The sequence below is a fragment of the Pseudomonas sp. PAMC 29040 genome (genome assembly GCF_003994535.1).
Lineage (GTDB): Bacteria > Pseudomonadota > Gammaproteobacteria > Pseudomonadales > Pseudomonadaceae > Aquipseudomonas > Aquipseudomonas paraversuta.
This window is the reverse complement of sequence record NZ_RZAA01000013.1, coordinates 110,239-129,050: the sequence shown is the minus strand read 5'-3', so window position 1 is coordinate 129,050 and position 18,812 is coordinate 110,239. Positions and strand designations below refer to the sequence as shown.

Sequence of the window (18,812 nt, the reverse complement as noted above, 5' to 3'; positions counted from 1 at the left end):
ACGTCAATAATCAGCACCAACCTATCGTGCTTCAGTGCAGACAAGGAGACGCTTCATGGCCATTTCGCTATCCAAGAACCAAACCATTTCTCTCGAGAAAGAAGCCGGAACCGGTCTTAAGAAAATTCGCATGGGCCTGGGATGGGACCCGGTCAAGCCGAGCGGTTTTTTTGCCAAATTGCTCAACAGTGATACCGCCATCGATCTGGACGCTTCATGCATCCTGCTCGACAGTGCCGGCCAACCCCAGGATCTGGTGTGGTTCCGCCAGCTCAAATCCACTGACGGTTCCATCGTTCACTCCGGCGACAACCGTACGGGTGAAGGCGATGGAGACGATGAGTCGATACAGGTCAATCTTGAGCAACTGCCCGCCAGCGTGAAACACCTGGTGTTTACCGTTAACTCGTTCACCGGGCAAAACTTTGAAGCGGTAGAGAATGCCTACTGCCGTATCGTCGATGAACTGAGCGGTAAGGAACTGGCGCGCTTCAACCTGTCCGACAAGGGCCGCCACACCGGTGTAGTAATGGCCTACCTGAGCCGTACTGCGGCGGGTTGGGACCTGACCGCAGTGGGTACCGTTGCCAATGGCCGTACGGCACAGGACCTGAGCAGCGAGGCCGCCAAGGCGGTGCGCCCATGAGTACTCTGACTCCCGGCGCCAACACTGCGGTGACCACCGGCACCCTCAGTGTCACCATCAGCTACAGCCCTGTGCCGGGGGCTGATCTGGACGTGTCGGCCTTCCTGCTCAATGAGTCGGGCAAGGTTCGCGGTGACAACGACATGTGTTTCTTCGGCCAGCAAAGCGTCAACAATGGCGCGGTAAAGCTGGCGGAATCTGCGCCCGGTCGCAGCGTGTTCAGCCTCAATCTGGACGCCATAGACGCGGCTATCGATAAAGTCGCACTGACCGCGACCATTTATGAGAACAAGGCCAGGTTCGACGCGTTCCCGCAGCTCAATGTGTCTGTGAGCGGCGGTATTGAAGCGCCGATTCCGACCGTGGGCATGCAGGAAACCGCATTGATCCTCGGCGAGTTTTACCGCCGCCAGGGCGCGTGGAAGTTCCGTTGCGTGGCCCAGGGTTTTGCCGGTGGTCTGGCGCCTTTGGCCCAGCACTTCGGGGTTGATATTGCGGCACCTGCACCTGCACCGACCCCGGCAGCACCGCCAGCAGCGCCTGCGCCAGTTGTTGCTCCGGCGGCTGCACCAGCCCCGGCATCGAAGGTCAACCTGTCGAAAATCACCCTCGACAAGCAGCGTCCCTCGATCAGCCTGGACAAAAAGGACGGTGATTTTGGCGAGATCAAAATCAACCTCAACTGGAACCGCGCCACGCCGAGCGGCGGCGGTGGTTTCTTTGCCTCGCTGCGCGGCAAGTCGGGCGGTATCGACCTTGATGTCGGCTGCCTGTACGAAATGGAAAACGGCCGCAAGGGTGCCGTTCAGGCCCTGGGCAACGCGTTTGGCGATTTCCGTGACGAGCCGTTCATTCAATTGATGGGTGACGACCGCACCGGCTCCGTGAGCGACGGCGAGTGGCTGCGCATCAACGGCAAGGAGTGGCGCAAGATGCGTCGCGTACTGGTGTACGCATTCATCTACGAAGGCGCCCCGAACTGGCAGGCCACCGATGGCGTGATTACCTTGTATATTCCGGGCGAGCCCCCAATTGAAGTGCGTCTGAGTGAAGAGGGCGGCACCAAAGGCATGTGCGCCATTGCCTTGCTCGAAAACGTCGGTGGCAGCGTCAAGGTCAACCGCAGGGTCGAGTTCTTCAAAGGGCACTCGGACATGGACAAAGCATTTGGCTGGGGCATGCGCTGGGCTGCCGGCTCCAAATGAGCGTTATGTAATTGGCCGCCAGCCGAGGCTGGCGGCATTCACTCAATTTCTGACAAGGTGACCCCAATGCTTGAATGGCTGAAAACCAACGCAACCGCCGCCCGTGACAAGCTTTCGGCGGAAGTCAGCAAATTTAAAAACCGTGAGTTCATGGAAGCCGTGGTTTCCGGATGCGCACTGGTGGCGGCAGCTGATGGCAACATCAGCAGCGACGAAAAGCAGAAGATGGTCGGGTTCATCCAGAACTCAAACGAATTGAAGGCCTTTGACGTTAAAGACGTGATCAAGTCCTTCAACGAGGTCTGCGACAAGTTTGAATTCGATCAGCAGATCGGTCGCGCAGAAGCCCTGAAGTCGATCGGTCAGTTACGAAAAAAAGAAGATGCTGCCCGTCTGCTGGTGCGTGTTTGCTGCGCAATCGGTAGCGCCGACGGCAACTTCGATGAAAGTGAGCGGGCTGCTTGCCGCACTATCTGCAATGAGCTGGGGTTGAACCCTGGCGATTTTGATCTCTGAGGACATCATGGAAAACACGGCAATTGGCTTTCCGCCAACTACCATCGCTGTATTTGTGGCGCTAGCGGTCATTGCTCTGGCAGTCGACCTGTTTACCCACAAAAGCGATAAACCGGTCACGCTGACCAACGCCGCCGTCTGGTCGGTGTTCTGGGTGCTGATCTCGCTCGCGTTCGCGGGCTACCTGTACTACGCCCACGGTCCGAGCGTGGCCAGTCTGTTCGTTACCGGTTATGCGCTGGAAAAAGTGCTCAGCGTCGACAACCTGTTCGTGTTCATGGCCATCTTTGCCTGGTTCAAGGTGCCTGACGCGCTGCGTCACCGCGTTCTGTACTGGGGCATCATCGGTGCCATCGTCTTCCGCCTGATCTTTGTGGCAATCGGTACCGGCCTGCTGGCGTTCGGTCCCTGGGTCGAAGTGCTGTTCGCGGTGGTTGTGGCCTGGACCGCAATCATGATGCTGCGCAGCAAGGAAGAGGATGAAGAGGAGGATTACTCCAAGCACATGGCCTACCGCTTTGCGCAAAAACTGTTCCCGGTCTGGCCGAAGCTGCACGGACATAATTTCTTTGTTTCGCGCAAAGAGCTTGAAAAAGAGATCACGAAGCCGCAGAACAAGGGAATGACCCTGGCTGCCAAAGGCACCTTGTTCGCGACACCGCTGTTTCTGTGTGTGGTAGTGGTCGAGGTTTCGGACATTTTGTTCGCCTTCGACTCCGTACCTGCAGTCATCGCAGTGAGCCGTGAACCGTTGATCGTGTACTCGGCCATGATGTTCGCCATTCTTGGCCTGCGGACCATGTACTTTGTCCTCGAAGCGCTGAAGCGCTACCTGGTTCACCTGGAGAAATCGGTTATCGCGCTGTTGTTCTTTATCGCCGGCAAGCTGGCCTTGAACGCAACCGATCACCTGTTTGGCCATGGTTATGAAATTGATCCAAACACCAGCCTGATCGTGGTGTTGGTGGTACTGGCCATCGGTGTTGTGGCCAGCATCATGTTTCCCGGTAAAGAAGAGCAGTCCGACGTTAAAAACGACACGAACGCTTGATCGCACATTACTAAGGAGAATTACACATGGCACTTTCCCTTTCCAAAGGCGGCAACCTGTCCCTGTCCAAAGAAGCTCCGGGGATGACTAAAGTCCTCGTGGGCCTGGGCTGGGACGCTCGTTCCACCGATGGTCAAGACTTCGACCTGGATGCGAGCGCTTTCTTGCTCAAGGCTGACGGCAAAGTACGCGCTGACTCCGATTTCATTTTTTACAACCAGCTCAAAAGCACCGACGGCTCGGTTGAGCACACCGGCGATAACCGTACCGGTGAAGGCGACGGCGACGACGAGGCGATCAAGATCGACCTGTCCAAAGTCCCTGCCGAGATCGACAAGATCGCGATCACTGTGACCATCCACGAAGCTGACGCCCGCAAGCAGAACTTCGGTCAGGTGCGCAATGCCTTCATCCGTCTGGTCAACCAGGACAACAACAACGAAGTTGTTCGCTATGACCTCGCGGAAGATGCCAGCACCGAAACCGCAATGATCTTTGCCGAGCTGTATCGCAATGGCGCCGAATGGAAATTCCGCGCTGTAGGCCAGGGCTTCAACGGTGGCCTCAAGCCATTGGCTGAAAGCTTCGGTCTGAAGTTTTAATCGACCCATCCATCTTTCTATATAAGGGTTCACGAACATGGCAGTAAGTCTGAGCAAGGGCGGCAACGTCTCCCTGACCAAAGAAGCACCTGGCCTGACAGAAGTAATTGTTGGCCTGGGTTGGGATCCACGTGTCACCGACGGCACCGAGTTCGACCTGGACGCCTCGGTATTTATTGTTGGCGAGAGCGGCAAAGTGCTGAACGACGGCAGCTTTGTGTTCTACAACAATAAAACCTCACCGGACGGCAACGTCGTGCACCAGGGCGACAACCGCTCGGGCGCTGGCGAAGGCGACGACGAGCAAATCAACGTCAACCTGGCTGGTCTGGCACAAGAAGCCAAGAAACTGGCTTTCGCCGTGACCATCCACGACGCTGATGGCCGCAAGCAGAACTTCGGCCAGGTGTCGAACGCTTACATCCGCGTACTGAACAAAGCGGATAACAAAGAGCTGGCACGTTTTGACCTGAGCGAAGACGCATCCACCGAGACCGCCATGGTCTTCGGCGAGCTGTATCGCAATGGCGAAGAGTGGAAGTTCAAGGCAATCGGCCAGGGCTTTGCAGGCGGTCTGGCACCGTTGGCATCGAACTTTGGGGTTAACCTGGGCTAAGCCCGGCGTTACACCAAAGGCCCTCCCCGGTAACGGGGAGGGCCTTTTTTATGCCTGCCTGACCCTGCAGGAGCGAGCTGGTTAACAAAGCTCGCTCCTGCCGGTTTTTACAAAATGATGTATCTGAATACAACCTGAACCTCTGTATCGTGTCGGCACTTGTAAGTTTTTCACCTTTTTCGGCGCCTTCAGGTTTTTTCAGTCACTACCGCGCCCTCTTATCGAAGTGGTTCAGCCCCGACATGGATACAGTACGTGCACGTCTCGCCAGTCTGATTGAGTTCGTCAAACAGACCGCGCTCATGCAAAAGCGCCCCGCGTTAACCGTCAGCCAGCACAACACATTCAGTGCCAGCGAAGAAAAGTTGCGCTCACTACCGGGTGTCAGCCTGGATGTTCACGTGGGCGATGAAGATGAAATCTGGCTTCGGCTCGAGCGTTTGCACGAGACCCGGCCACCTGTGCCGCTCAGCCCGTTGCTGGGGCTGTGGATCGAGCTCAAGGGCACGCCGCAAATCGAGCCCGGGCTCAAGCAGCGGGTAGCACGCGAGGCGTTGCGCGCCAGTGGCGTCCTGACCGAACCGGCATCGCTCACCGCCACTCCCGGCAGTGAAGAGTCCGCCGAGGATGAGTGGGTCAATCTGGAAGACTGCCTGGATGCCGGTGAAATCAAGGCTCAGCTCAAGTCCTACAGCCAGACTGCCTGGCGACTGTGGGCGCAAGAGGAAAAGCAGCGGCGCAAAAGTATCGAGCTCTACGCCGAGCTGTTTTTGCTGGTGCAGCAGATGCAGGGCAACCTGGGAGACGCACAGCTGGAACTGGTGTGGGGTATGGGCGTTTCGACGTGGGAGCATCCCGAGATCGGCGTCATCCACTACCCGCTGATCAGTCAACTGGTCGAGATCGATATCAACCCGGACAGCATGGCCCTCGAAGTGCGCCCGCGGGTCGCCGAGCCGCGTCTTGAAGTGGACGCCTATGTGGCCGCGGATATCGCCGGTGTCGGTGCCCTGGACAAGCTGGCCAAGGATTTCTTCAAGAAGGATCAGGCGGGAATCAGCCCGTTCAATTCTTCCAGCTACGACCCGGTGATCCGTTCGGCATCGTCATTGCTCGATGCCCAGGGGCAGTTCCTGCCGGTGACGATTGCCGACGGGGACCGCTCTGTGCCCAAGGCTGCCGAGCACTTGTGCGTCACTGATACCTGGACCCTGTTTGCCCGCGCCCGCGACAGCAATATGTTTATTGAGGACCTGGGCCGCTTTGACGCCGGGATCGAGGACCTGGAGCATTTGCCGCCGGCATTGCAGGCGATTTTGACCGAGCCTTCAAACGTGCTTGAGGATGTGGTTCTGCCGCCGTTTCGCGGCTTGTCCTATGTCAGCGGCACCCAGGGTGCTGACGCTGGCGCGTCAAAAGTGCACGAGCTGTACTTCCCCAAGCCTTACAACGACGAGCAAGTGCAAATCATCCAGTTGCTGGAGGTGCACGACGGGGTTGTGGTGCAAGGGCCGCCCGGCACCGGCAAGACCCACACCATCGCCAACGTCATCAGTCATTACCTGGCCAATGGCAAGCGGGTACTGGTGACGTCCATGAAGGATCCGGCGCTGGCCGTGTTGCAGGAGAAACTCCCCGAAGACATTCGTCCGCTGGCGATCAGCTTGCTGAGCAGCGAAGCGGACGGCATGAAGCAGTTCGAGTTCGCGATCCAGAAGATTTCGGCTGAGGTGCAACGAATTGACCGCGCGCTGTACAAGCGCGAAATCGGCCAGATTGATGATGAAATCAACACGCTCCACGGTCAGATATCCGCCGTTGATCGTGAGATCACCCAGTGGGCCGAGCGTAATCTTTCAGAGCTGGAAATCGACGGTGAACGGCTGAGCCCCACCCACGCCGCGTTACAGGTGGCCGCTGCCCAGGACCAAATAAACAGCTTTGCTGACCGGCTCGGCATTGGCGCAGAACATCGTGCGCTGTTCACCCTGCAAGACATCATCGCCGTGCGCGAGGCGCGGCTTGAGCTCAAGGACGGGTTGTCTTATCTGGGGCACAAGGTGCCGCAACTGGCCGATTTCCCGGATGCGCAGACATTGATTCAGGTCCATCAGGATCTGGCGCAGGAAAGCCAGCTGCAACACAAGGAAAGCATCGGCGAAGTGCCGCGACTGCTGGACAGCAGTGGGCCGACCCTGGAGCAGGTGCAGGCCTTGCTCGAACACATCGGCCACTTGCAGGCCTTGCGCACCGCTATCACGGCTGCGCAACAGGGCTGGGTGCCAACCATGCAGGCCTGGTTTATGCGCAACGCCAACAATGATGTGCTGGCGCTTTTCGACAGCCTGAAGGTCGAAATCGAGGACACCCTCGCGGGGCGCAAAGCATTTGTGGCACGGCCGGTGAGCCTGCCGTTCGAGCTGCACACGCAGCCTGAGGTACTGGCCGCCATCGATAACCTGGCCCAGGGGCGCCGTCCGTTCGGGTTGTCCGGCCTGATCGGCAAGGGCAGCCAAAAGCAGTTGCTGGACACCATTGTGGTGCTCGGCAGCAAGCCGCAAAGCGATCAGGACTGGGCCCATGTGCAAGGGTTCGTGCACTTTCAGCAGCACAGTCGCACCTTGCTGCTGCGCTGGAATGCGCTGGCCGCCGAAATGCCGCTTCCGCTGTTCGAGGCCGATGCCGAGCAACTGCCGGCGGCTGCCCGGGCGATTGAGCAGTTTGACGATATTGTGCGCGCCGAACGTTGGGAGAGCCGTGCTCAGACCGAACTGCGCCAGCTGCTCCCGGAGTGGCCACAGGTGAACAACCTGCGCACTGACGAGGCGGTACTGGGCCAGGGTGAAAGCATTTTGCGTCATCACCTGATGCGCCAGCGGCTGGCAGCCACCTGGGTAATCAAGGAAACCTTTAACAAGGCACTGGCCGGTTGTGGCGGTGCCGTGAGCGAACGCTTGCAAGGGTTCCTGGACCTGAGCCTCGGCCAGCCGGACGTACAGGTGGCTGAGATACAGGTGCAGTGGTCGGAATTGATGGATCAGTTGCGCGGCGTCCTGGCGCTCACGGACGCCCTCGATACGGTGCAGCAGGTGACCACGGTTATTGCCCAAAGCGGTGGCCTGATCTGGGCGGCCCGGTTACGAGAAGAGCCGTGCACCGGGCCGGTGGATGCCTTGCTCCCGGACAACTGCCTGGAGATATGGCGCCTGAGCCGGCTGGCCAGTTACCTGGACAGCATCGACGGGCGCGAAGATCTCAAGCGGCTGTTTAAATTGCGCGCAGAGCTGGAGCTGAGCCTGTCGCGCCTGTATCAGGATGCGGTGGTCAAGCGGACCTGGCTGCGACTGTCAGAAAACGCTACCCCGAGTGTCCGGGCCGCGCTGGAGCTGTACCGCACGGCAATTCGCAAAATTGGCAAGGGCACCGGCGTCCGGGCCGGACGTTATCGACAGGATGCGCGACTGGCTGCCGATGTGGCCATTTCGGCGATTCCTTGCTGGATCATGCCGCACTACCGGATCTGCGAGAGCCTGCCAGCGCAGTATGGCGCGTTCGACCTGGTGATTATCGACGAAGCTTCGCAATCCGACCTGAGCGCGCTACCGGCCTTGTTGCGGGCCAGGAAAGTGCTGGTGGTGGGCGACGACAAGCAGGTTTCCCCCGACGGTATCGGCATGGAAGAGGAGCGGGTGCAGAATATGATGACGCGCTTTCTGGGCAATCAAGTCGGGCTCTACCGACCGTTGATGTCACCCGAGCGCTCATTGTACGACCTGTTCAAAGTGGTGTTTGCCAAGAGCGGCACCATGTTGCGCGAGCACTTTCGCTGCGTGGCGCCGATCATCGAGTACTCCAAGCGCGAGTTCTATAACCACGAACTCAAACCTCTGCGCCTGCCGCTGATGACCGAGCGTCTGGACCCGCCGCTCATTGATCTGCTGGTCATGGACGGGGTGAAAAAGGGCAAGTTGAACCTCGGTGAAGCCAATGTGATTGTCGAGGAGATCCGCCGTTTGATCGCACTGCCGCAGATCGCCGGGCGCAGCATCGGCGTGGTCTCGCTACTGGGGGCCGAGCAAGCACAAACCATCATGCAAACCCTGACCCGGGAACTGGGCGAAGAAGTCATCACCCGGTTCCAGATCAGCTGTGGCGATGCACGCACTTTCCAGGGCAAGGAGCGCGACGTGATGTTCCTTTCGCTGGTCGCGTCCCCCGGCGACTGCTTTGCCAACAGCCGCGACTCGATTGCCCAGCGCTTCAACGTGGCGGCGTCCCGGGCGCGGGACCGCATGTACCTGGTGCGCAGTGTCGAGCTCACCGACCTCAGCGCAGTCGATACTTTGCGCCGTGGTCTGATTGAGCACTTCGAAACCCCCTTTACTCAGGATGCCGAACAGGTCAGCGATTTGCGCGAGTTGTGCGAGTCCGGTTTTGAACGTGACATGTACGATGAACTGACCCGGCGCGGCTACCGGGTGATTCCGCAGGTCGGCGTGGGCGCTTACCGCATAGACATGGTGGTCGAAGGCGACAACGACAGTCGCCTGGCAATCGAGTGTGACGGCGACCGCTTCCACGGCCCCGACCGCTGGGACAGCGACATGCGCCGCCAGCGCATTCTGGAACGTGCCGGGTGGCGTTTCTGGCGCTGTTTTGCATCGGCCTTCACCCTCAATCGGCAGCTGATTATTGACGACCTGCTAAGCACCTTGAAGGCCATGAATATCGAACCGTGCAGTGGTGAAGGCGCGGCCCCGAGCATTCATGTCGAGCGGCGTCAGGTGTATGGATTCAAGCGCGCCGGCGGGGAGGGTGCAGTGCGCCCTTACGACCATCGTCCGGCCAAAGATCCGTTCCTGTTCTGGGTGCCGGATGGCCCGGCAACCAGTGATCCCCAACCGGACTTGTCTGCCCCGCAGATGGCCTGAGCGAAGCGGTGCGCGCCCGGTGTCAGGTGGCCTAAACCAGCATGGCCGCTGCGGCGCCGAGCATGATGATCGCCGCCCCCCTGAACAGCCCCCGTTGGGCCCGGGGGCTGGCAAGCATATGGCGGATGCGCACCGCGCCCAGCACAAACAGGCCGCCGACCATAAATAAAACAGCAATGGTCAGCGGCACCAGCATGACGCCCCAGACTTGCAGGGACACCGACTCCAGGTTGATCACCAGCGGCAGTAGCGCCAGATAGAAGGCAATGGTTTTCGGGTTGCCCAGGGTGATGGTCAGGCCTGAGAGCCAGGCGCTGAACAGCTCTTGTCTGTTCAGCGGCTTGCCCACGTTGACGGGCTGGGGTTGCGCCCTCCAGAACTGCCAGGCCAGATAAGCCAGATACAGCGCAGCACATATTCGTACCAGTACAAACAAGGTATCGAAGTGTTGGGCGACCAGGCTCAGGCCAAATACTGCGAACGATAAATAAATCAAATCCCCCAGAATCAAGCCAAGCAGCAAACTGAAGCCGGGCAAGGCACCGCCGCTCACGCTGCGGGCCACCAGTGCCGCCATGCCGGGCCCGGGGATAGCCGCGGCAACAGCGAGGGCGGCGGTGTACGTGAGTACCTGAGAAAATTCCAGCATGATTCGAAGGCATCCTTGGGAGAGAGTTTGTGCAAATAAGCATATCTCCCGGACCCAGGATAAATTGGTCTATTCAAGTTGTCGGCTGCTGGATTTTGGGTCAGATTTACCCTGAACAAACCATGGGAAGGTATTTATGACCGAGCAGGCTTTAAGCGCAATCGACGCCAGAATTCTCGCGGCCTTGCAGCAGGATGGGCGCACGACCAACCAGACCCTGGCCGATGGCATTGGCATGTCGGCCTCGCCTTGCTGGCGCCGGGTGCGCCAGCTTGAAGAGCACAAAGTGATTCAGGGTTATCGCGCGGTACTGGACCGCCGCAAGATCGGGCTGGGGGTGCTGGTGTTTGTGCGGGTCACCATTGATCGTCACAGCGAAGTCGAAGCCCGCAAGTTCGAGCAGGAAGTCATGGCCCTCGAAGACGTGGTGGCTTGCTACAGCATTGGTGGCGACGCGGACTTTCTGTTGCAAGTGGTCTCGCGGGACCTGGACACCTTTGCCGACTTTGCCATGTCGGTGATCCGGCGCCTGACAGGGATCAAAGAGATGCAGAGCATGTTTGTACTCAAGGAAATCAAGCCGTTCATGGCCTGGCCGGTCAAAGGCCCAAAAGCGTGACCGCAATGCCGGCGAGCCAATCGCTGGCAAGCCAGCTCCCACAAAAAGCTTTCAGCTTCACAAGCCCCCTGTGGGAGAAGGCATGCCCACACAGCCAATCGCTGGCAAGCCAGCTCCCACAAAAAGCTTTCAGCTCCACAAGCCCTCTGTGGGAGAAGGTATGCCCACACAGCCAATCGCTGGCAAGCCAGCTCCCACAAGAAGCTTTCAGTTTCACAAGTCCCTGTGGGAGAAGGCATGCCCACACAGCCAATCCCTGGCAAGCCAGCTCCCACAAAAAGCTTTCAGCTTCACAAGCCCCTGTGGGAGAAGGCTTGCTCACACAGCCAATCGCTGGCAAGCCAGCTCCCACAAGAAGCTTTCAGTTTCACAAGTCTCAGTGGGAGAAGGCTTGCTCACACAGCCAATCGCTGGCAAGCCAGCTCCCACAAGAAGCTTTCAGTTTCACAAGTCTCAGTGGGAGAAGGCTTGCCCACACAGCCAATCCCTGGCAAGCCAGCTCCCACAAGAAGCTTTCAGTTTCACAAGTCTCAGTGGGAGAAGGCTTGCTCACACAGCCAATCGCTGGCAAGCCAGCTCCCACAAGAAGCTTTCAGTTTCACAAGTCTCAGTGGGAGAAGGCTTGCCCACACAGCCAATCCCTGGCAAGCCAGCTCCCACAAGAAGCTTTCAGTTTCACAAGTCCCTGTGGGAGAAGGCATGCCCGCACAGCCAATCGCTGGCAAGCCAGCTCCCACAAGAAGCTTTCAGCTTCATAAGTCCCCTGTGGGAGAAGGCATGCCCACACAGCCAATCGCTGGCAAGCCAGCTCCTACAAAAAGCTTTCAGCTTCACAAGCCCCCTGTGGGAGAAGGCATGGCCACACAGCCAATCCCTGGCAAGCCAGCTCCCACAAGAAGCTCTCAGCCTCACAAGCCCCCTGTGGGAGAAGGCATGGCCACACAGCCAATCCCTGGCAAGCCAGCTCCCACAAAAAGCTCTCAGCTTCACAAGCCCCTCTGTGGGAGCTGGCTTGCCAGCGATGCAGGCGACGCGGTTTTACTCTTGGCCCCGTACAGCCAATCCCGGGCAAGCCAGACCCGCGCATGGCCCTTTTGGGTGTTTCTTTACTGGTGGGCATTAGGCTAAGGTGCGCCAATAATAATTATTACTGGCAGTGTCCCGTTGGCTTGGACCCGGGCACAAGGAAGGGCAGCCGTATGCAGATTCAATCCCATGACACGGCGGATGTGGATCAGCAATTAGTCATCGCGGGCTGGCATGAGCATTACCAGCAAATGTCCGCGGGCTGTTTCCACGGTGCAGTGGTGCACATGCAGCTCAATGGCATTGAAGCCTATGAAGAACGCATGAACACGCGCATCGAGCAGCATTTTCAAGCGCCGGCAGACTCACTGGTCTTCAGTTTCGATACGCGTAACGGCTCCCTGTATCTGCTCAATGAAGACACGCAAAACACCTGGATCACCCCCGAGAACTATCAGGAAGTCGGAGTCGTGATCGGCCCCCGCTATTTAAGCCAGCTCGATAACCTGAGCCACATGGACGGCCTGTTCCTGACGCAGCTGGTGTCTCAGCAAAGCCAGGTTTTTGGCCGCTGGTTGAGCCGTACATTGCAGCAGCTGGCCACCCAGCACTCGCCCCTGATCGAGGAAAGCCTGGCGCAGCAACTGGTCGACGATTGCCTGTATATCCTCGACTGCCCCAGCCAGGCGCCGGACCGCACCAGCCAGAAACACCTTGCCCATGATCGGCGGCTGATACAGCGAGTATTTGATCTGGTCATGGCCAGCCCCCAGGAACACCTGGATGTATTGCACCTGGCCAAGGGGGTCGGCGTTTCCGTTCGCCAGTTGCAGCACAGCTTCACTTCTTTCGCCGGGGTTTCGCCGAGCCAGTGGCAGCGCTTGCGGCGGTTGAATTTCGCCCGCCGGGATTTGCTGCGCTGCACCCCTGGCGATACCCGGGTGGCGGAAATCGCCATGCGCTGGTCTTTCTGGCACCTGGGGCGTTTCTCCCAGACCTACCGCAGCCTGTTTGGCGAACTGCCCAGCCAGACCTTGCTGCGCCCTCGCTGACGCCGCCTGAGTTCCTCTGACGCCCCAAAATGGGGCGTTAATAAAAGCGCAAATCGGATAGAAGCCCTCCTGCCCACGATTGCACTATCGCCTTGCAGCATGGAACCGGGTCGTCATGTGGCGCCCAGTCAAATTCCTGTAAGAGGCGTTATGAAAGGCAATCTGGATCGACTCAGCCATTGGCTAAAAGAAAACAAAATCACCGAAGTTGAGTGCCTCATCTCTGATTTAAGCGGTATCGCACGGGGCAAAATATCGCCGACCAACAAGTTCCTCAACGAGCAGGGCATGCGCCTGCCGGAGAGCGTCCTGTTGCAGACCGTTACCGGGGATTACGTCGAAGACGATATTTACTACGAGTTGCTGGATGCCGCAGATATCGACATGCATTGCCGTCCGGATCAGGACGCCGTGTTTATCGTGCCCTGGGCCTCCGAGCCCACCGCCCAGGTGATTCACGACACCTATGACAAGCAGGGCAACGCCATCGAGCTGTCGCCGCGCAACCTGCTGAAAAAAGTCCTGAGCCTCTATACCGCCCGTGGCTGGAAGCCGATCGTGGCGCCGGAAATGGAGTTCTACCTGACCCAGCGCAGCCCTGACCCGGACTATCCGTTGAAACCCCCGGTCGGCCGTTCGGGCCGCCAGGAGACCGGGCGCCAGTCATATTCAATTGAGGCCACCAACGAATTCGATCCGCTGTTTGAAGACATGTATGACTGGAGCGAAGCCCAGGGGCTGGATCTGGACACTCTGATTCACGAGGAAGGCACTGCCCAGATGGAAATCAACTTCCGTCACGGTGGCGCGCTGTCCCTGGCCGACCAGATCATTATTTTCAAAAGAACCATGCGTGAAGCGGCGCTCAAACATGACGTCAGCGCCACCTTCATGGCCAAGCCGATGACCGGTGAACCGGGCAGCGCCATGCATGTCCACCAGAGCGTGGTCGATCTGGAGACCGGAGTTTCGGTGTTCTCCAATCCCGATGGCAGCATGAGCGAGCTGTTCATGCATCACATTGGCGGCCTGCAAAAATACATCCCTGAAACCCTGCCGCTGTTCGCCCCCAACGTGAACTCGTTCCGCCGCTTCCTGCCCGATACCTCGGCCCCGGTGAACGTGGAATGGGGCGAAGAAAACCGTACCGTCGGCCTGCGCGTGCCGGACTCCGATCCGCAGAACCGCCGCGTGGAAAACCGCCTGGCCGGTGCCGATGCCAACCCCTATCTGGCCCTGGCCGCCAGTCTGCTCTGCGGTTATGCCGGTATGGTCGAGGGTATCGAACCGAGCGCGCCGGTGGTCGGCCGCGGCTATGAACGGCGCAACCTGCGCCTGCCGCTGACCCTGGAAGCTGCGCTGGAATGCATGGAGCAGTCGGACATGGCGAAAAAATATCTGGGTGAGCGTTTCACCAAGGGCTTTGTCGCGGTCAAGCGCGTCGAGCACGAGAACTACAAACAGGTCATCAGTTCCTGGGAACGCGAGTTCCTGCTGTTCAGCGTGTAGGCCGTACCTGCGGCCAAAGCATTGCAAAATGTACTCAGAGAAAGGACATGTGGATGAAACGTATCGCCCTGAAACTGACGCTCGCGGCACTTTGCGGCCTTGCTGGCCAGGCGTCGGCGCAAGACGTGGTCAATATCTATAACTGGACGGACTACATTGCCGAAGACACGTTGGTGAACTTTGAGCATCAGACCGGGATCAAGCCGGTTTATGACGTGTTTGACTCCAACGAAACCCTGGAAGGCAAGTTGCTGGCCGGGCGCACCGGCTACGACGTGGTCGTGCCGAGCAACCACTTCCTGGGGCGTCAGATCAAGGCCGGGGTGTTCCAGAAACTCGACAAGTCCCAGATTCCCAACTGGAAAAATCTTGACCCGGTGTTGCTGGCGCGCCTGGAAGCCAACGACCCGGGCAATGAGTACGCGGTGCCTTATCTGTGGGGCACCAATGGCATTGGCTACAACGTCGACAAGGTCAAACAGGTGCTTGGCATCGACAAAATAGACTCCTGGAGCGTGCTGTTCGAGCCTGAAAACCTGAAGAAACTCAAAAGCTGCGGTGTTGCCTTTATGGACTCCGCCGACGAAGTGATGCCGTCGATGCTCAACTATCTGGGGCTCGACGCCCGCAGCCTGAAGCCTGAGGACTACAAGGTCGCCGAGAAAAAACTGCAGCCACTGCGGCCCTATATCAGCTACTTCCATTCCTCCAAATACGTGACCGACCTGGCCAACGGCGACATTTGTATCGCCTTCGGTTATTCCGGAGACGTGTACCAGGCCATCCATCGTGCGCAAGAGGCGGGCAACGGGGTGAACATTGCCTACGTGGTGCCCAAAGAGGGGGGCAATCTGTGGTTCGACATGCTGACCATCCCGGCCGATGCCAAGAACCCCAAGCAGGCCCACGCGTTTATCAATTACCTGCTGCAACCCGAGGTGATTGCCAAAATCAGCGAGTACGTGGGGTATGCCAATGCCAACACCCAGGCCACGGCCCTGATGAGTGATGAAATTACCCACAACCCGTCGATCTACCCGCCCGAGTCGGTGCAGGCCAAGCTCTATGTGTCATCGGAGCTGCCACCTGACCTTATGCGCTGGATGACGCGCTCGTGGAACAAGTTCAAGTCCGGTCGTTAATCCTGTGCCGGGCACCCAGGGGTGCCCGGTCACTGAGCAGGCAAATTCTTTATGACGTCCATGCTGTCTTTACCGCATACCTATTACAACGCCACCCGCAATCAGCAGCTCACTTGCCCGGTACTTGAGGGGCAGGCCGAGGCGGACGTGTGCATCATCGGCGCGGGTTTTACCGGGTTGAATACCGCGATTGAACTGGCGGAGCGCGGCCATTCGGTGATCGTGCTCGAGGCGCATCAAGTCGCCTGGGGTGCCAGTGGCCGTAACGGCGGGCAGTTGATTCGCGGGGTGGGTCACGATCTGGATGCGCACGAAAAAACCATCGGCCGTGAAGGCGTCAGAGTGCTGGAACATTTGGGCCTGGACGCAGTGGATCTGGTGCGTCAGCGCATCGAAAAACATGCCATCGACTGCGACTTGCGCTGGGGGTTCTGCGAGCTGGCCAATACCCCGCGCCATGTTGAAAACCTGATCGCCGAGCAAGAGTCGCTGCACAGGCTGGGCTACAGGCACAAGGTCGAGCTGATCGGGCGCGCTGACATGCACCGGGTGGTGGGTTCCGATCGCTACCTCGGCGGGCTGACTGATGAAGGCTCGGGGCACTTGCATCCGCTCAATCTGGCACTGGGCGAAGCCCGGGTAGCTCAGCAACTGGGCGTCAGGTTGTACCAGAACAGTGCCGCCACCCGTATCGAATATGGCCCGCAGATCCGGGTCCATACCGCCAGCGGCGTGGTCAGGGCCAAAACCCTGGTACTCGCCGGCAATGCCCATCTGGGCGAGCTGGAGCCGGCACTCAGTGGCAAGGTGCTGGCCGCCGCCAGCTATGTCATCGCCACCGAACCCTTGAGCGAGGAGCTGGCCAGTGCGCTGATTCCGGACAATCGCGCTTTGTGCGATCAGCGGGTAGGGCTTGATTACTATCGGTTGTCGGCTGACCGACGCCTGTTGTTCGGGGGCGCGTGCCATTACTCGGGGCGCACCTTGCAGGACATCGCCGGTTACATGCGCCCGAAAATGCTGGAGGTCTTCCCGCAGCTGGCGGGCAAGCGCATCGACTTCCAGTGGAGCGGCATGATCGGCATCGGTGCCAACCGGCTGCCGCAGATCGGCCGGTTGCAGGCCCATCCCAACGTGTTTTATGCCCAGGCGTATGCCGGGCACGGGATCAACACCACGCATATGGCGGCGCGCCTGGTCGCGCAAGCGATCAGCCTTGAACAGAGCAATGGTTTCGAACTGTTCAGCCGCGTGCCACACATGACATTCCCGGGGGGCAAGCACCTGCGTTCACCGCTGCTGGCGCTGGGCATGTTGTGGTACCGGCTCAAGGAAATAGCAGGGCATTAATCACCCTTCGGGAGCTGGTTGCCAGCTCCCGAAGGGTGTGTCTGACAACAACAAGAAAATCCTCAAAGGACCTTCACATGAAGCGATTTACCCCCTGTGTGCTGGCCGCGCTGTTCGCGTTGCCGTCTTTGCCAGCTCTGGCCGCTGCCGACCTGGTGTTCATCAATGGCAAGGTATTCACCGGCGTGCCGGGTCAGCCCTTGGTCAGCGCCGTGGCGGTGGAAAACGGTAAAATCAGCAAGGTGGGCAGTGATGCCGAAATCCAGGCACTGGCCGACAGCGGCACCCAGCGTGTCGACCTGGCAGGCAAGGTGCTGATGCCCGGGATGATTGATACCCACAGTCATCCGGTGAGCGCCGGTCTGAACAGTCTGGGGGCGAATTTGCTCGACGAAGAAAAACCGCTGCCCGAACTTGAGCAATGGATCATCGAGCAGGACAAGGCGGGCACCGCGCGGTCGGGCGACGTGATCAATATTGCCGGGGTCAGTTCTGCTTATTGGGAGCAGGCGCGGGAGCTGGGGAAAATTTTCAATCAGGGCCGCTGGGCCGATCAGCCGCTGGTATTGAGCGGCATCGACGGGCACACCGGCTGGGCCAATAACGCGATGCTCAAGCGTGCGAAAATTGATGCCGCCCTGGTCAAAAGCCTGCCAGCCAACGAGCAGGGCTATGTGGGCCACGAAGCAGACTTCACTCCAACCGGTTTTTTTGCCGAGTCGCGCTGGGACCAGGTCCGGGGCCAGATTCCTCCGGCAAGTCCTGAGGTCATGCTCAAAGCTGCCCGCGAAGCGGTAAAGGTCAATAATCAATACGGGGTGACGGCCTGGATGGACGCGGCCTCCAACGCTGGCCCCGGTGACGCGCTGTTTGATTTCACGGCTACCGAGCAAACCCTGGGAGTGCTGCCGCTTTATCGCCAGCTTGCAGAAAATGGCGAGCTCACCGCCCACGTCGCGGCGCTGATGCTCACCAACTCCCAAAGCAAGCCTGCCGATCTTGAAGTGCTGGCCCGGGTCATGAAGCAGTTCGAAGGCGTGCCCAACCTCACATTCCCCGGGATCAAGGTGTTTGCCGACGGCATTCTGGAGTACCCGGGGCAAACCGCAGCGGTGATCGTGCCGTATAAAAACAGCAACAAAAATGGCGAGCTGTTGATCGACCCGGCGCACTTCGGTGAGCTGGTGGTCGCGGCAGAAAAGCGCGGCTGGATCGTGCACATGCACGCAGTCGGTGACCGCGCGGTACGTGAGTCGCTCAACGGCTTTGAGTATGCGCGCAAGCTCAATCCGACCCCGATGGCCCATAGCATCAGCCACCTGCAACTGGTCAATCCCAAAGAGTTTCCACGCTTTGCCCAGCTCGGTGTGATTGCCTCGATGCAACTGCTGTGGGCCATCGAGGAGAGCTACACCATTGACCTGGTCAAGCCTTATATCAGTGCCTTCGCTTATGGCTATCAGTACCCGGCCAAATCCCTGCAGGACGCGGGTGCGATGATTTCGGGTGCCAGTGACTGGCCGGTATCGAGCCCTAACCCGTGGAACGCCATCGGCCAGGCCGTTACTCGCGATGGCCCCATGGGCGTGCTCAATGCCAAAGAACGAGTCGATCGCCAGACCATGTTTTACGCCTACACCATCAACGCTGCCAAAACCCTGGGGCTGGCTGAACAGATCGGTTCCCTGGCACCGGGCAAGCAGGCTGACCTGATCATCCTCGATCGTGATGTGTTCAACGTCGGCGACCACGAGTTGTACGATACCAAAGTGCTGAAAACCTACTTCGCCGGTAAGCCGGTAAACGCCCCCGAAGCCTGATTGAAAAACCCTGCCTCTGGCGCCACGACCCCGTGGCGTCCGGCGCAGCCGTGGGTGAGTTTCCATGCAGCTCTATAA

General features: G+C 59.0%; 14 protein-coding genes. 13 read left to right on the top strand and 1 reads right to left on the bottom strand.

The window, feature by feature from the left end; genetic code table 11:
• Positions 1-55: 55 nt before the first annotated feature.
• The 7 genes from WG29040_RS21230 (at position 56) to WG29040_RS21200 (ending at position 9,567) form a co-directional block, all read left to right on the top strand.
• Complete coding sequence (locus tag WG29040_RS21230; protein WP_003439420.1) at positions 56-646, top strand: TerD family protein; 591 nt, start codon at positions 56-58, stop codon at positions 644-646.
• Complete coding sequence (locus WG29040_RS21225; RefSeq protein ID WP_127196842.1) at positions 643-1,851, top strand: TerD family protein; 1,209 nt, start codon at positions 643-645, stop codon at positions 1,849-1,851. Before WG29040_RS21230 ends, WG29040_RS21225 begins: the two co-directional genes overlap by 4 nt.
• Positions 1,852-1,917: 66 nt before the next feature.
• A complete protein-coding gene (locus WG29040_RS21220) occupies positions 1,918-2,367 on the top strand; it encodes a tellurite resistance TerB family protein (RefSeq protein WP_003439424.1) in 450 nt (149 codons plus the stop codon).
• A 7-nt stretch (positions 2,368-2,374) separates the two neighbouring features.
• On the top strand, positions 2,375-3,418 hold the full coding sequence (locus WG29040_RS21215; protein WP_003439426.1) for a TerC/Alx family metal homeostasis membrane protein: 1,044 nt from the start codon (positions 2,375-2,377) through the stop codon (positions 3,416-3,418).
• Between the two features lie 26 nt (positions 3,419-3,444).
• Entirely contained in the window at positions 3,445-4,020 is a 576-nt protein-coding gene (locus WG29040_RS21210; RefSeq protein WP_003439428.1) for a TerD family protein, read from the top strand.
• A gap of 37 nt (positions 4,021-4,057) precedes the next feature.
• Entirely contained in the window at positions 4,058-4,636 is a 579-nt protein-coding gene (locus WG29040_RS21205) for a TerD family protein (RefSeq protein ID WP_003439429.1), read from the top strand.
• A 242-nt stretch (positions 4,637-4,878) separates the two neighbouring features.
• The gene (locus tag WG29040_RS21200) at positions 4,879-9,567 is read left to right on the top strand and encodes an AAA domain-containing protein (RefSeq protein ID WP_127196841.1); all 4,689 of its coding nucleotides are present in this window, start codon (positions 4,879-4,881) and stop codon (positions 9,565-9,567) included.
• A gap of 31 nt (positions 9,568-9,598) precedes the next feature.
• Here the strand turns inward: WG29040_RS21200 and WG29040_RS21195 are convergent, their stop codons facing one another.
• A complete protein-coding gene (locus WG29040_RS21195; protein WP_127196840.1) occupies positions 9,599-10,216 on the bottom strand; it encodes a LysE family translocator in 618 nt (205 codons plus the stop codon).
• 136 nt (positions 10,217-10,352) lie between these two features.
• Between WG29040_RS21195 and WG29040_RS21190 the strand changes: the two genes are divergently transcribed.
• From WG29040_RS21190 to WG29040_RS21165, 6 genes are all read left to right on the top strand, one after another.
• Positions 10,353-10,835, top strand: coding sequence for an Lrp/AsnC family transcriptional regulator (locus tag WG29040_RS21190; RefSeq protein WP_127196839.1), 483 nt, complete (start codon positions 10,353-10,355; stop codon positions 10,833-10,835).
• Positions 10,836-12,034: 1,199 nt separating this feature from the next.
• Complete coding sequence (locus WG29040_RS21185; protein WP_127196838.1) at positions 12,035-12,913, top strand: helix-turn-helix domain-containing protein; 879 nt, start codon at positions 12,035-12,037, stop codon at positions 12,911-12,913.
• Between the two features lie 150 nt (positions 12,914-13,063).
• The gene (locus WG29040_RS21180) at positions 13,064-14,422 is read left to right on the top strand and encodes a glutamine synthetase family protein (RefSeq protein ID WP_010656940.1); all 1,359 of its coding nucleotides are present in this window, start codon (positions 13,064-13,066) and stop codon (positions 14,420-14,422) included.
• 53 nt (positions 14,423-14,475) lie between these two features.
• On the top strand, positions 14,476-15,564 hold the full coding sequence (locus WG29040_RS21175; RefSeq protein WP_003439441.1) for a polyamine ABC transporter substrate-binding protein: 1,089 nt from the start codon (positions 14,476-14,478) through the stop codon (positions 15,562-15,564).
• A 51-nt stretch (positions 15,565-15,615) separates the two neighbouring features.
• Entirely contained in the window at positions 15,616-16,914 is a 1,299-nt protein-coding gene (locus tag WG29040_RS21170; RefSeq protein ID WP_127196837.1) for an FAD-binding oxidoreductase, read from the top strand.
• A 77-nt stretch (positions 16,915-16,991) separates the two neighbouring features.
• A complete protein-coding gene (locus WG29040_RS21165) occupies positions 16,992-18,734 on the top strand; it encodes an amidohydrolase (RefSeq protein ID WP_127196836.1) in 1,743 nt (580 codons plus the stop codon).
• The last annotated feature ends 78 nt before the right edge of the window (positions 18,735-18,812 follow it).

What these genes read in the sequence shown, in the direction of transcription:
- WG29040_RS21230 (WP_003439420.1), top strand. Translation starts at nt 56, where the DNA reads ATGGCCATTTCGCTATCCAAGAACCAAACCATTTCTCTCGAGAAAGAA.
- WG29040_RS21225 (WP_127196842.1), top strand. Translation starts at nt 643, where the DNA reads ATGAGTACTCTGACTCCCGGCGCCAACACTGCGGTGACCACCGGCACC.
- WG29040_RS21220 (WP_003439424.1), top strand. Translation starts at nt 1,918, where the DNA reads ATGCTTGAATGGCTGAAAACCAACGCAACCGCCGCCCGTGACAAGCTT.
- WG29040_RS21215 (WP_003439426.1), top strand. Translation starts at nt 2,375, where the DNA reads ATGGAAAACACGGCAATTGGCTTTCCGCCAACTACCATCGCTGTATTT.
- WG29040_RS21210 (WP_003439428.1), top strand. Translation starts at nt 3,445, where the DNA reads ATGGCACTTTCCCTTTCCAAAGGCGGCAACCTGTCCCTGTCCAAAGAA.
- WG29040_RS21205 (WP_003439429.1), top strand. Translation starts at nt 4,058, where the DNA reads ATGGCAGTAAGTCTGAGCAAGGGCGGCAACGTCTCCCTGACCAAAGAA.
- WG29040_RS21200 (WP_127196841.1), top strand. Translation starts at nt 4,879, where the DNA reads ATGGATACAGTACGTGCACGTCTCGCCAGTCTGATTGAGTTCGTCAAA.
- WG29040_RS21195 (WP_127196840.1), bottom strand. Translation starts at nt 10,216, where the DNA reads ATGCTGGAATTTTCTCAGGTACTCACGTACACCGCCGCCCTCGCTGTT.
- WG29040_RS21190 (WP_127196839.1), top strand. Translation starts at nt 10,353, where the DNA reads ATGACCGAGCAGGCTTTAAGCGCAATCGACGCCAGAATTCTCGCGGCC.
- WG29040_RS21185 (WP_127196838.1), top strand. Translation starts at nt 12,035, where the DNA reads ATGCAGATTCAATCCCATGACACGGCGGATGTGGATCAGCAATTAGTC.
- WG29040_RS21180 (WP_010656940.1), top strand. Translation starts at nt 13,064, where the DNA reads ATGAAAGGCAATCTGGATCGACTCAGCCATTGGCTAAAAGAAAACAAA.
- WG29040_RS21175 (WP_003439441.1), top strand. Translation starts at nt 14,476, where the DNA reads ATGAAACGTATCGCCCTGAAACTGACGCTCGCGGCACTTTGCGGCCTT.
- WG29040_RS21170 (WP_127196837.1), top strand. Translation starts at nt 15,616, where the DNA reads ATGACGTCCATGCTGTCTTTACCGCATACCTATTACAACGCCACCCGC.
- WG29040_RS21165 (WP_127196836.1), top strand. Translation starts at nt 16,992, where the DNA reads ATGAAGCGATTTACCCCCTGTGTGCTGGCCGCGCTGTTCGCGTTGCCG.